Annotated in this window: 12 protein-coding genes (1 of these 12 cut by a window edge); 10 read left to right on the top strand and 2 right to left on the bottom strand. The window is 55.9% G+C overall.

What is annotated here, in order from left to right:
• Together M9H61_RS20285 and M9H61_RS20290 are read right to left on the bottom strand one after the other, a co-directional pair.
• Positions 1-1130: the 5' portion of an FAD-dependent oxidoreductase gene (locus M9H61_RS20285; RefSeq protein WP_250282627.1), read on the bottom strand. 832 nt of this gene lie to the left of the window's left edge; the window shows 1130 of its 1962 coding nt (coding positions 1-1130); its start codon is at positions 1128-1130; its stop codon lies beyond the left edge, outside the window.
• Between the two features lies 1 nt (position 1131).
• Positions 1132-1968: an alpha/beta hydrolase gene (locus M9H61_RS20290; RefSeq protein ID WP_250282629.1), complete on the bottom strand. Its 837-nt coding sequence runs from the start codon at positions 1966-1968 to the stop codon at positions 1132-1134.
• A 205-nt stretch (positions 1969-2173) separates the two neighbouring features.
• On the opposite strand from M9H61_RS20290, the gene M9H61_RS20295 reads away from it, so the two are divergent.
• The 10 genes from M9H61_RS20295 (at position 2174) to M9H61_RS20340 (ending at position 13648) form a co-directional block, all read left to right on the top strand.
• Positions 2174-4468 carry a bifunctional salicylyl-CoA 5-hydroxylase/oxidoreductase gene (locus M9H61_RS20295; protein WP_250282631.1) on the top strand — a complete coding sequence of 765 codons (2295 nt, stop codon included), beginning with the start codon at positions 2174-2176 and terminating at the stop codon, positions 4466-4468.
• A gap of 6 nt (positions 4469-4474) precedes the next feature.
• Positions 4475-5233: an SDR family NAD(P)-dependent oxidoreductase gene (locus tag M9H61_RS20300; RefSeq protein ID WP_250282633.1), complete on the top strand. Its 759-nt coding sequence runs from the start codon at positions 4475-4477 to the stop codon at positions 5231-5233.
• On the top strand, positions 5230-5730 hold the full coding sequence (locus M9H61_RS20305; protein ID WP_068518469.1) for a MarR family winged helix-turn-helix transcriptional regulator: 501 nt from the start codon (positions 5230-5232) through the stop codon (positions 5728-5730). The genes M9H61_RS20300 and M9H61_RS20305 overlap by 4 nt, the downstream gene beginning before the upstream one ends.
• The gene (locus M9H61_RS20310) at positions 5723-6535 is read left to right on the top strand and encodes an enoyl-CoA hydratase family protein (RefSeq protein WP_206927155.1); all 813 of its coding nucleotides are present in this window, start codon (positions 5723-5725) and stop codon (positions 6533-6535) included. Before M9H61_RS20305 ends, M9H61_RS20310 begins: the two co-directional genes overlap by 8 nt.
• Positions 6535-7689 carry an acyl-CoA dehydrogenase family protein gene (locus tag M9H61_RS20315; protein ID WP_114113809.1) on the top strand — a complete coding sequence of 385 codons (1155 nt, stop codon included), beginning with the start codon at positions 6535-6537 and terminating at the stop codon, positions 7687-7689. Before M9H61_RS20310 ends, M9H61_RS20315 begins: the two co-directional genes overlap by 1 nt.
• A gap of 22 nt (positions 7690-7711) precedes the next feature.
• Positions 7712-9337, top strand: a complete 1626-nt coding sequence (locus tag M9H61_RS20320) for an AMP-binding protein (RefSeq protein ID WP_068518466.1) — start codon at positions 7712-7714, stop codon at positions 9335-9337.
• Positions 9334-10527 (top strand): kynureninase, encoded by a 1194-nt coding sequence (gene kynU / locus M9H61_RS20325; protein ID WP_250282635.1) that lies wholly within the window; start codon positions 9334-9336, stop codon positions 10525-10527. The genes M9H61_RS20320 and kynU overlap by 4 nt, the downstream gene beginning before the upstream one ends.
• Before the next feature lie 2 nt (positions 10528-10529).
• Complete coding sequence (kynA, locus tag M9H61_RS20330; RefSeq protein WP_250282637.1) at positions 10530-11375, top strand: tryptophan 2,3-dioxygenase; 846 nt, start codon at positions 10530-10532, stop codon at positions 11373-11375.
• A gap of 137 nt (positions 11376-11512) precedes the next feature.
• Positions 11513-12652 (top strand): ABC transporter substrate-binding protein, encoded by a 1140-nt coding sequence (locus M9H61_RS20335; protein ID WP_101247813.1) that lies wholly within the window; start codon positions 11513-11515, stop codon positions 12650-12652.
• Positions 12653-12730: 78 nt separating this feature from the next.
• Complete coding sequence (locus M9H61_RS20340) at positions 12731-13648, top strand: branched-chain amino acid ABC transporter permease (RefSeq protein WP_068518462.1); 918 nt, start codon at positions 12731-12733, stop codon at positions 13646-13648.

Below are 13648 nucleotides of genomic sequence, written 5' to 3' on the forward strand. Positions count from 1 at the left end.
ACGGCTTCAACCACCAGATCGGCCGAAGCCAGGGCCGCATAGTCCGTACTGGTTGAAAGGGCAGCCATCAACTGATCAAAGCGGTCCTGAGTGATCAATCCGCGCTTGAGGCTTCCTGAAAGATGCTTTTCGACCGTGTTGCGGCCATTCGCACAGGCATCTTCATTGCGTTCGATGATCGTGACCTTAAAGCCCGCAAGCAGGGATGCGGTTGCAATGCCCGCCCCCATGATGCCGCCGCCGATCACGCCGACATCGGTAATGGGTGCGGGATCGACACCGGAAAGCTCGGGCAATTTGCCAACCGAACGTTCGGCAAAGAAGATGTGGCGAAGCGCCTTTGACTGATCGCTGTCGCGCAGTTTGACAAAAGTTTGACGCTCATAAGCAAGACCGTCTTTGGCGCCCTTTTCAAGGCCGGTACGCAGGACGTCAATGGCCGCAAGCGGTGCAATCTGGCCGCGGGCGTTTTTACGGGCGGATGCGACAATGTCGTCCCATGCGGAACTGTCGGGTACATCGACCGGCGGACGATCAACAAGGGCGACCGGCATCTCCCGATCAAGGATCGTCTGGGCAAAGTCCTTGGCGGCATCAAGCAGCGCGCCGTGGCAAATCGCATCGATCAGGCCAATTTCGTTGGCCTTGGTGCTTGAAACAGGTTTGCCGGACGTGATGATGTTGATGGTCTCAGTCACAGGGACCAGACGGGGCAGGCGAACAGTGCCGCCCGCACCGGGGATCAGGCCAAGATTGACTTCCGGAAGGCCAAGCTTGGCCGATTTGTCTGCAATCCGGTAATGACATCCCAGCGCGACTTCGAGCCCGCCGCCAAGGGCATGACCGTGAATGGCGGCAATAACCGGTTTGGTTGCTGCTTCGAGCCGTTTGATCACATCGGGAAGGATCGGGTCTTTGGGCGGTTGACCAAATTCCGTCACATCGGCCCCGGCGATAAAGGTTTTGCCGCCACAGATCAGGATCGCGATCCGGATGGCCGGATCATGATCGACTTGATCAAGGGCATCAACGATGCCGGCCCGCACCGGATGGCTGGTGGCGTTGATCGGCGGGTTGTTGATTGTGATGATGCCGATATGGTCTTCACGGGTCAGGGTGACGGTGGTCATATCAGTCATCCTCCCCGCTGATCGGTGTCAAAAGGCAGGCCGTCAGATCAGACTCGGGATCGGCAAGATCGGCAATGACATCGAAATGATGCTTGTCCGGGGCATGAACCGAACGGGTCGATGCGCCAAGCCCGGTCCAGATATTGGCAAGCAAATCATTCTGGCGGACAAATTCCGGACGTTCATCGGCACCAACCCAGCAGGTGATCGAGCAGGGCAGGGTTGGTTTGAGAAGGGCTGCACTTTCGGTTGCCGCTTCTTCTTCATCAAGGCCCAAGACATCATTCATCGACGTGTTCAAAAGCGGTCGCAAATCATGCAGGCCGGAAATTGACACCGTGTTTTCAACCCGTGCCATAACACCGGGTGCTAAGGGCGAGGTGTTTGAAACCATCCGGCTGACAAGATGCCCGCCCGCCGAATGTCCGGTCAGGTGAATGGGACCAGATATGCGGCCCGCAACATGATTGATTGCCAAGGCAACCTGTCGGGTGATCTGGGACAGGCGGGCATCGGGTGCGAGCGTATAGCTTGGCAGGCAAACAGCCCAACCCTTGGCGACCGCACCATTGGCAAGATGCGACCAGCTTGATTTGTCAAAGGCCTTCCAATAACCGCCATGAACGAAAACGACCAGGCCCTTTGGGGCGCCGACAGGCAGGAACAGATCGTATTTTTCGCGATCAGCCGTACCATAGGGAACATCAAGTTCGGCTCGGCCATCGGCAATCAGGGCATCGCGGAACCGGGAGGATTGTTCAGCCCACATGCCCGGAAAGGATCCGGCATCGGCAATATGGTCGCCATTGGCATAAGCATCATCCCAGTCGGTAATCATGTGACTTCTTCCCTGATATTCGATGTGGTGGCGGTTCGGTCCCGCGGTCAAAGGCGGGCTTGCGCATTCTGGTTATAGGACAAATTCTAGGCAACTTCACAGATATTTCAAACTTAAAATATTTGTGCTTGAAATAAAACAGAACGAGGCGTACCGTTTTATCAGTTTCCCGAAACAACCAAACAAATCAGGAAGGGAAAAGCTGGTGAGAGTAGCTTGTCTGGGTGGCGGTCCTGCGGGACTTTATTTTGCAATCTCGATGAAATTGCGCGATCCCGCCAATGAGGTGGTGGTGATTGAACGCAACAAGCCCGATGACACATTCGGCTGGGGTGTGGTGCTGTCTGACGAGACGCTGGATAATTTGGCCGAAAATGATGCCAAAAGTGCCGAGGCCATTCGTGCCAACTTTTCCTATTGGGATGATGTTGCGGTTCAGTATCGCGGCGAGAAAACCGTGTCGACCGGTCATGGTTTCTGCGGTATCGGCCGCAAAAAGCTTCTGATCCTGCTTCAGCAACGTGCGCGTGAACTTGGTGTTGAATTGCGGTTCGAGACCGAGGCCGAAAGTGCGGCAAGCTATGCCAAAGAATTTGATCTTGTGGTTGCCAGCGACGGGTTGAATTCCAAAACCCGCAGCGAGTTTGCCGATCAGTTCCAGCCCGATATTGATACCCGCAAATGCAAATTTGTCTGGCTTGGCACGCATCAGAAGTTCGACGATGCCTTTACCTTCATCTTCGAACAAACCGACAAGGGCTGGGTCTGGGCGCACGCCTATCAGTTTGATGACGAAACCGCGACCTTCATTGTCGAATGCTCGCAGGAAACCTGGGACGCTTACGGCTTTGGCGAGATGTCCAAGGAAGAGTCGATTGCGACCTGCGAGGCGATTTTCAAGGATCATCTTGGTGGTCATGCCCTGATCAGCAATGCCCATCATATTCGTGGTTCGGCCTGGCTGAGTTTCCCGCGCGTTCTTTGCAAAAGCTGGTCCCATGAAAATATCGTCCTGATGGGCGATGCCGCGGCGACGGCGCATTTTTCGATCGGATCGGGAACCAAGCTTGCGCTTGAAAGTGCGATTGCGCTGGCCAATTACCTGCATTCCGAGCCGGATCTGAAATCGGCCTTTGGCAAGTATGAGGACGAACGCCGTCTTGAGGTGCTGCGCCTGCAGTCAGCTGCGCGCAACTCGATGGAATGGTTCGAAGAGATCGAGCGTTACTTTGATTTCGATCCGGTCCAGTTCACCTATTCGCTTCTGACCAGATCGCAACGTATCAGCCACGAAAACCTGCGCATGCGCGATGCCAAATGGCTGGAAAGTGCTGAAAGCTGGTTCCAGCGCAAGGCAGGATTGCCGGCATCCGAACCGGTCCGTCACCCGATGTTTGTGCCGTTCAAACTGCGCGATATGGAACTGAAGAACCGGATCGTTGTTTCCCCGATGGCGCAATACAAGGCCGTTGATGGTTGCCCGACCGACTGGCATCTGATCCATTATGCTGAACGTGCCAAGGGCGGTGCGGGGCTGGTTTATACCGAAATGACCTGTGTCTCGGCCGATGGCCGGATCACGCCGGGCTGCCCGGGGGTTTATGATGATGCCCATGAAGCGGCCTGGAAACGGATCACCGATTTCGTTCATGGCGAAACGGATGCAAAAATCTGTATGCAGATCGGTCATTCGGGACGCAAGGGGTCAACCCAGTTGGGTTGGGAAGAAATGGATGCGCCGTTAAAAGACGGCAACTGGCCGCTTTTGTCGGCATCCGCCATTGCCTGGTCTGATCGCAATGCCGTTCCCAAGGCCATGACACGCGAAGATATGGATATGGTCCGTGACCAGTTCGTTGCCGGGGCCAAAATGGCCGACCGCGCCGGATTTGACATGATCGAAATCCATGCCGCGCACGGGTATCTTCTGTCATCCTTCATCAGCCCGGTCAGCAACACGCGTGAAGATGAATATGGCGGATCGCTTGAAAACCGGATGCGTTACCCACTTGAAGTCATCAATGCCGTGCGTGCGGTCTGGCCTGCCAACAAGCCGATGTCGGTGCGTATTTCGGCCAATGACTGGGTCGGGGATGCCGGGGTCACACCCGAAGACGCGGTTGAGATTGCCCGCATTCTTCAGGCCAATGATGTTGATATCTGTGACGTTTCTGCCGGTCAGACGACAAAGGATGCGCGTCCGGTTTATGGCCGTATGTTCCAGACGCCGTTTTCTGACCGTATCCGCAACGAAGCCAAAATGGCGACCATGGCGGTTGGCAATATTTACGAACCCGATCACGTCAATTCGATCCTGATGGCGGGGCGTGCGGATCTTGTCTGTCTGGCCCGCCCGCATCTGGCCGATCCTTACTGGACGCTGCATCAGGCAGCCCAGCTTGGCAACCGCACCGAAAACTGGCCGGCCCCTTATTATGCCGGGCGTGATCAGATGTGGCGTCTTTCTGAGCGGGCCGATGTCATGACCGGAAAGGTGTAAGTCGTGATGGGTGATCTTGCCATTCAGCGTGCATTGATAACCGGGGGCGGTTCAGGTGTCGGGGCGGTTATGGCCCGGATGCTGGCCGATGCCGGGGTCAAGGTTGCCGTTTCCGGCCGCCGGACCGATGTTCTGGCCGAGGTCGCCCAGCATGAAAACATCATGGCGATCGCAGCAGACGTTACCGATGAAACATCTGTGCGTGACATGTTCACCACCATGGTCGAAACCATGGGGGCGCCCGATCTGGTGATTGCCAATGCCGGTATGGCCGAAAGTGCCCCGGTCGGCAAAATGTCGGTCGATCTTTGGAAACGCACCATTGATGTCAATCTGACCGGAACGTTTCTGACCTTCCGCGAAGGGCTTGCCGTGATGGACAAGGCCAAGCCGGGGCGACTGATTTCGATTGCCTCGACCGCGGGGCTTAAAGGTTATGCCTATGTCACGGCCTATTGTGCGGCAAAGCATGGCGTTGTCGGCCTGATCAAGGGGATGGCCGTTGAACTTGCCAGCAGCCCGATCACCGTCAATGCGGTTTGCCCGGGCTTTATGGAAACACCGATGCTTGAAAAATCGGTGGCAAACATCGTTGCGAAAACCGGCATGACCCGTGATCAGGCCCGCGCAAGCCTTGCCAAAATCAATCCGCAGAACCGATTCATTCAACCAGACGAGGTTGCAGAAACCGTGATGTGGCTGTGCAGCCCGAATGCGGGATCGATCACCGGCCAGACCATTTCCGTGTCGGGAGGAGAAGCATGAATATGAACAAATCCGAAAATGCCACCGGACCGGGCGGAAACGAAACGTCTGATATTTCCAAGGCGCGCCTGCGGGCCTGGCTGCAAATCCTGAAAGTGTCGCGCAAGATCGAAGGCGAACTTCGCGAAAAAATGCGGGTCGAGTTCGGATCGACCTTGCCCCGCTTTGATGTATTGGCCGCCCTTTATCGCGAACGCGATGGCATGCGCATGAGCGAACTTTCAAAATCGCTGATGGTTTCGAACGGCAATGTCACCGGCATCGTGGACCGGCTTGTGGCAGAGGGACTGGTCGTCCGCCTGCCGGTCGAAAATGACCGCCGGGCATCCATCGTGCGACTGACCGAGGCAGGCGAAAAGGATTTCGCCGAACGCGCACTGGTTCATGAAAGCTGGGTTTCCGATCTGTTTTCCGATCTGTCGTCATCGGATGCCGATGCCCTTATTCGTATTCTTCGCACCATCTCCCACCATAACGAGGCGCCCCACCATGACTAGGATGGCCAACATCACACCGACCCATTTCAATTGGCGTATGGAAGGCGACGTTGCCGTCATTTCACTGGACCGGCCGGATCGTAAAAACCCGCTGACCTTTGAAAGCTATGCCGAACTTCGCGATACGTTCCGCGATCTGGTCTATGCCGATGACGTCAAGGCCGTGGTGTTCGGATCAAACGGTGGCAATTTCTGCTCTGGCGGGGATGTGCATGACATTATCGGTCCGCTGATCAAAAAGGACATGAAGGGCCTTCTGGAATTCACCCGCATGACCGGTGATCTGGTCAAGGCGATCATTGGCTGTGGCAAGCCGGTGATTGCGGCTGTGGATGGCGTTTGTGTGGGTGCGGGGGCAATCATTGCCATGGCATCCGACCTGCGTCTGGCAACCGCATCATCCAAAACGGCCTTCCTGTTTACCCGTGTCGGTCTTGCCGGATGCGATATGGGTGCATGTGCGATCCTGCCACGCATCATCGGTCAGGGTCGTGCCGCCGAACTTCTTTATACCGGTCGTTCCATGTCGGCCGAGGAAGGCGAACGGTGGGGGTTCTATAACCGTCTGGTCGAAGCCGATGTTCTCGAAGCAGAAGCCATCGCCCTTGCCACCCGTATTTCCCAGGGCCCGAATTTCGGTCACATGATGACCAAAACCATGCTGGCCCAGGAATGGAACATGTCGATTGAACAGGCCATCGAGGCCGAAGCACAGGCGCAGGCGATCTGCATGCAGACCGAAGATTTCAACCGCGCCTACAAGGCCTTTGTCGCCAAGGAAAAACCGGTGTTTGAGGGCAATTGATGGCTGATACATCCTACCTTGACTGGCCGTTTTTCGAAGATCGCCACCGTGAACTGGCGACGCGTCTTGATGCATGGGCATCGGCCAACCTTGATGGCATTGATCATGGTGATGTCGATGCCGCGTGTCGGGATCTTGTGGGGCGTCTTGCCGGGGGCGAATGGCTTCGCCATGCCGCGATTGATGACACTGATCCCAATTCAAAGCTTGATGTCAGGTCGCTGTGCCTGATCCGCGAGACACTGGCACGCTATGACGGTCTGGCAGATTTCGCATTTGCAATGCAGGGCTTGGGGAGTGGCGCGATCTCCTTGTTTGGAACGGAAGCCCATCAGAGGGAGTGGCTTCCAAAAGTACGTTCCGGCAAGGGGATCGCTGCCTTTGCTCTGACCGAACCAAAGTCGGGATCTGACGTTGCCAATATCGCCCTGGATGCCCGGCGCGATGGCGATGACTTTGTTCTGAATGGCGAGAAAACCTGGATTTCCAATGGGGGCATTGCCGATTTCTATTGTGTCTTTGCGCGCACCGGCGAAGCACCCGGGGCAAAGGGGCTTTCGGCCTTTGTGATCCCGGCCGGTATTCCCGGGTTTGAAATTGCCGAACGTCTGCACACCATTGCCCCGCATCCGCTTGCGCGCCTGAAATTCACCGATTGCCGTATTCCGGCATCAAGCCTGATTGGCAAGGGCGGGGATGGTTTCAAGATCGCCATGTCGGTGCTTGATGTTTTCCGTTCGACCGTGGCGGCGGCGGCCCTTGGCTTTGCGCGCCGTGCCCTTGATGAAACCATCACGCGGGTTCAGGAACGCGAACTGTTTGGCGCGCCGTTATTTGATCTTCAGATGGTGCAAGGACATGTCGCGGACATGGCACTTGATATCGATGCGTCGGCACTTCTGGTTTACCGCGCGGCGTGGCTGAAAGACAGCGGTGCCGCCCGGGTCAGCCGCGAAGCGGCGATGGCCAAACTTTATTCCACCGATCATGCACAAACCGTCATAGACAAGGCGGTGCAAATTCATGGCGGCGATGGTGTGCGCAGTGGCCACATCGTTGAATCGCTTTACCGGGAAATTCGCGCCCTTCGTATTTATGAAGGCGCATCCGACGTCCAGAAAATAATCATCGCACGGCAAACGCTGGCGCAATAATGGCTGTATCAGGGACTTCACAATGCTCGGACCAACCGCACATACCGATAGCTTCACCCGGGACAAGCTCCCGCCGCTCAATGAATGGCCGGAAATCAATCTGGATGGGTTCGACTATCCCGAATATCTGAATGCCGGTGTTGAGCTGACCGATAAAATGGTCGAACAGGGTTTTGGGGATAACACCGCCCTGATCGGCAATGGTCGCCAGCGTACTTACAAGGAACTGGCTGACTGGACCAACCGCATTGCCCATGCGCTGGTCGAAGATTACGGCGTCAAGCCCGGCAACCGCATCCTGATCCGTTCGGCCAACAACCCGGCAATGGTGGCGTGCTGGCTGGCGGCGACCAAGGCCGGCGCGGTTGTGGTCAATACCATGCCGATGCTGCGTGCCGGCGAATTGGGTCAGATTGTCGATAAGGCCGAAATTGAATTTGCCCTTTGCGATACGCGCCTGATGGATGAACTGGTGGCCTGTGCCAAGGACAGCAAGTTCCTTAAAAAGGTCATCGGGTTTGATGGCACGGCCAATCATGATGCCGAACTTGATCGCATTGCCCTGACCAAATCGGTCAAGTTCGAGGCGGTTAAAACCGGGCGTGATGATGTGGCATTGCTTGGCTTTACGTCGGGCACCACCGGCAGCCCCAAGGCCACCATGCATTTCCACCGTGATCTTCTGATTATTGCGGACGGCTATGCCAAGGAAGTGCTCAATGTGACGCCCGATGATGTGTTTGTCGGATCGCCGCCGCTTGCCTTTACCTTTGGTCTGGGCGGGCTTGCGATCTTCCCGCTGCGTTTCGGGGCAACGGCGACACTGCTTGAAAAGGCATCCCCGCCCAACATGATCGAAATCATCGAAACCTATAAGGCGACGGTGTGCTTTACCGCCCCGACCGCCTATCGGGTGATGCTTTCGGCGATGGATGACGGGGCGGATCTTTCATCCTTGCGTGCCGCTGTTTCGGCTGGTGAAACGCTTCCGGCCCCGGTTTATGAGGCATGGATGGCCAAAACCGGGAAGCCGATGCTTGATGGCATCGGCGCGACCGAGATGCTCCATATCTTTATTTCCAACCGTTTTGGCGACAGTCACCCGGCCTGCACCGGGCGTCCGGTTTCCGGGTATGAGGCCAAGATCGTCGATCATGACATGAACGAAGTTCCGGTCGGCACCGTGGGCCGTCTTGCCGTGCGTGGTCCGACGGGTTGTCGTTATCTGGATGATGTTCGTCAGGCCGTCTATGTCCGCGATGGCTGGAACCTGACCGGGGATGCGTTCTTTGTCGATGAAAAGGGCTATTACCATTTCGCGGCGCGCAATGACGATATGATCGTTTCATCGGGCTATAACATTGCCGGTCCCGAAGTCGAAGCGGCGCTTCTGTCCCACGCGGCCGTGGCAGAATGCGCAGTGATCGGTGCCCCCGATGAAGAACGCGGCACCATCGTTCAGGCCCATATCGTTCTGGCGGACGGTTTCCACCCGACACCCGAGATGGCCAAACTGCTTCAGGATCATGTAAAAGCGACGATCGCGCCGTTCAAATATCCGCGCTCCGTCGTCTTTATCGAGACACTGCCAAAAACCGCGACTGGAAAAATCCAGCGCTTCAGACTGAAACAGGAAATGTCTGCATGACCGACTTTGCCGCCACCAAATCCCTGTTCCATATCCCCAAAGGTGTGATTTACCTTGACGGGAACTCGCTTGGCGTGCTGCCGAAAACGGCCGCAAACCGCGCCAAGGCGATGATCGAGGATGAATGGGGGGAAATGCTTATCCGTGGCTGGAACGAAGCCAAATGGATGGAGCAACCCGAACGTGTCGGCAATCTTGTCGCACGTTTGATCGGGGCGGCACCCGGTACGGTCGTGATGGGCGATACCCTGTCGATCAAGGTCTATCAGGCCTTGGCAAGTGCGCTTGAAATGCGCCCGGATCGCAAGGTTGTTGTTTCTGATAACGGCAACTTCCCGACCGATCTTTATATGGCTGATGGCCTGATCAAAAGTCTGGATAAGGGGCATGTTCTTAAAACCCCAAATCCCGAAGATGTCGAAAGCCTGATCAACGAAGATCTGGCTGTGCTGATGCTGACCCAGGTGGATTATCGCACGGGCCGCATGCATGACATGAAACGCATCACCGAACTTGCGCATGCCGCGGGTGCCCTGGTGATTTGGGATCTTGCCCATTCGGCTGGTGCGGTACCGGTGGATCTGGCCGGGTGCAATGCCGATTTCGCAGTGGGATGTACCTATAAATATCTCAATGGCGGTCCCGGTGCGCCGGCCTTTATCTATGTTCGTCCCGATCATGCCAAGGTTGCCCGCCCGGCACTGTCGGGCTGGCTTGGTCATGCCACCCCCTTTGCCTTTGACCCGGATTACACCCCGGCACCCGATGTGTCGCGCATGCGGGTTGGCACCCCGCCGGTGATCCAGATGACAGTTCTGGAAGAAGCAATGAAGGCATGGGACGGCGTTGAAATGGCCGATATCCGTGCACGCAGCATCGAACTCTGTGAACAATTCATCGCCGGGGTCGAGGCAAGCTGCCCGATGCTCGAACTTGCAAGCCCGCGTGATGCCGCAAACCGTGGATCACAGGTCTCGTTCAGGTTTGATCAGGGCTATGCGGTGATGCAGGCATTGATCGCACGCGGGGTGATTGGTGATTTCCGTGCCCCTGATGTGATCCGTTTTGGCTTTACCCCGCTTTATATCGACAATGCCGATGTTGATGGTGCGGTCAAAATCCTTGCCGAAATCATGGAAACGAAGGCTTGGGACAAGCCGGAATTTCACAAACGCAATGCGGTGACCTGATCATGGCAAAACCGACCACCCCCTATGATCCCAGCAACGAAGGTGCCCGCACGGATTTCTCCGATCAGATGTCCTATGGGGATTATCTGTCCCTTGATGCGATCCTGACCGCCCAGCATCCGCAATCGGATGCCCATGACGAATTGCTGTTCATCATTCAGCACCAGACATCCGAACTTTGGATGAAACTGGCGATCCGCGAAATTGCGGCTGCGCGCAAGGCCATTCGGGGTGGGGATTTGCGCCCGGCCTTTAAAATGCTGGCCCGTGTGTCGCGGATTTTTGAACAGCTTAATAACGCATGGGACGTTTTGCGCACCATGACGCCAAGTGACTATACGACATTCCGTGATGCGCTTGGCCCGTCTTCTGGGTTCCAGTCCTATCAGTATCGTCAGATCGAATTCATGCTGGGCAATCGCAATCACGCGATGTTACGCCCCCATGCACATCGCGAAGACATCATGGAAATGCTCAAGGCCGAACTGGCAACGCCAAGCCTGTATGACGAGGCGCTTAATCTTGTCGCGGGCGAGGGGATCGATATTCCCGATCATATTCTGAACCGCGATGTTTCGGCCCCTTATACGCCAGATGATGCGGTGATTGCCGCCTGGCACAAGGTTTACAGCGATCCGGCAAAGCACTGGTCGCTTTATGAACTGGCTGAAAAGCTGGTCGATTTCGAAGATTACTTCCGTCGCTGGCGCTTTAACCATGTGACCACGGTCGAACGCGTTATTGGTTTCAAACGCGGGACCGGCGGAACCGGTGGTGTCAGTTATCTTAAGAAAATGCTGGAAGTAGAACTGTTTCCGGAACTCTGGCGGGTGCGAACCACGCTTTGAGGATGGACGGACCCGATGCAAATACTGCAAGATCAGGGGCAGGCATCAGGTTCACGAAAACCACGACGCAAAAAGACATAAATGTCGTGGGATCAACGTGTTGCTAAATGAAAAATCGTATTAACACGGAGGCTTTAATGAAGGGTATCAAGACAACCATCGCAGCAGTTGCTGCTTTGCTTGCAGCGGGGTCGGCGCACGCTGATCCGGTCAAGGTCGGCATGATCACGACGCTTTCGGGTGGCGGTGCCGGTCTGGGGATCGATGCACGTGACGGCTTTATGCTGGCTGTCAAACAGGCAAACAATCCGGACCTGCAGGTCGTGATCGAAGACGATCAGCGCAAACCGGACGTTGCGGTTCAGCTGGCTGACAAAATGATCCAGCAGGAAAAGGTTGATGTTCTGACCGGTATCATCTGGTCGAACCTGGCCATGGCGGTTGTACCGTCCGCAGTTGCACAGGACAAAATCTATCTGTCGGTCAACGCTGCCCCGTCGCAGCTTGCCGGCAAAGGCTGCAACAAAAACTATTTCAGCGTTTCCTATCAGAACGACAACCTGCATGAAGCAGCCGGTGGCTATGCATCAAGTGCCGGTTACCAGAAGGCCTTCATTCTTGCGCCGAACTATCCGGCCGGTAAGGACTCCCTGGCTGGTTTCAAACGCTTCTTCATGGGTGATATCGCCGAAGAAGTTTACACCAAGCTTGGCCAGACCGACTATGCCGCCGAAATCGCACAGATCCGTGCATCGGGTGCAGACAGCGTCTTCTTCTTCCTTCCGGGCGGCATGGGCATCGCGTTCATGAAACAGTACGCCCAGTCCGGTGTTGATATTCCGCTGATCGGTCCGGCATTCTCGATGGATCAGGGCATTCTCGGCGCTGTTGGTGACGCAGCACTTGGTGTGAAAAACACCTCGAACTGGTCAAAAGACATCGACAACCCGACGAATGCGGCATTCGTTGAAACCTTCCAGGCCGAATATGGTCGTCTGCCGTCGCTTTATGCATCCTATGGCTTTGACACGGCAAACCTGCTGCTCTCAGCAATGGGCAAGGCAAGCATTTCCGATAAGGAAGCGTTCCGTGATGCCCTGCGTTCTGCCGATTTCAATTCGGTGCGTGGCAACTTCATCTTTGGCCCGAACCAGCACCCGATTCAGGACATCTATGTTCGTGAAGTCGTGAAGGAAGGTGACGTTCTGACCAACAAGATCGTTGGTGTCGCCCTTAAAGACCACTCTGACGCCTATGCGTCGGAATGCTCGATGTAATGACGAGCTGACAAGACGGCGGGGGCCGGTCACGGTCAATGACCGGTCCCCGACTACCTTGTGACGGAGTTTCCAATAATGTTCTCTCTTTTTCTGGAGCAGCTGTTAAACAGCCTTCAGTCCGGTCTGATGCTGTTTTTGATGGCATCGGGGCTGACGCTGGTTTTCGGTGTGATGGGGCTGATTAACCTTGCCCACGGCTCGCTCTATATGGTTGGTGCGTTTGCCTGTGCTGCTGTTGCGGCCTGGACCGGCTCATTCTGGCTTGGTCTTGTTGCAAGTCTGATGGCCGCTGCACTTGCCGGTGTTCTGGTTGAAATGCTGATTATTCGCCGCTTGTATAACCGTGATCATCTTGATCAGGTGTTGGCGACTTTTGCCCTTATTTTGGTTTTTTCCGAAGGGACCCGCTGGCTTTTCGGTTCCTTCCCGCTTTTCCTGAGCGTCCCCGATATCCTGACCGGTACGGTCGTTCTGCCCGGCGCGCTTGAATATCCGATTTTCCGTCTGGCGATCATTATTGCCGGGCTTCTGGTTGCGGTCGGCCTGTTCCTTTTGATTGGCAAAACCCGTCTTGGGGTGCGCATCCGCGCGGGTGAGGCAGATCGTGGCATGATCGCTGCCCTCGGGGTCAATATCGACCGCCTTTATACGGTTGTCTTTGCGCTTGGCGCGGCATTGGCCGGGCTTGCCGGTGCCTTTGTCGGCACCACCCAGTCGGTTCAGGTCGGCATGGGCGAACCCGTGCTTATTCTGGCCTTTGTCGTGATTGTTATTGGCGGTATCGGCTCGATCAAGGGCGCGCTGGTTGGATCGCTTCTGGTCGGGTTTACCGACACGATGGGGCGTTTCCTGTTGCCGCATGCCTTTGCCACCTTCCTTGATCCGTCAAGTGCGACGGCAATCGGGTCGGCACTTGCATCCATGTTGATTTATATCGTGATGGCGCTGGTTCTGTTCCTGCGTCCAAGCGGTTTGTTCGGGACGGAAGCCTGA

Source organism: Thalassospira sp. GO-4, assembly GCF_023588965.1.
Taxonomy (GTDB): Bacteria; Pseudomonadota; Alphaproteobacteria; order Rhodospirillales; family Thalassospiraceae; genus Thalassospira; species Thalassospira povalilytica.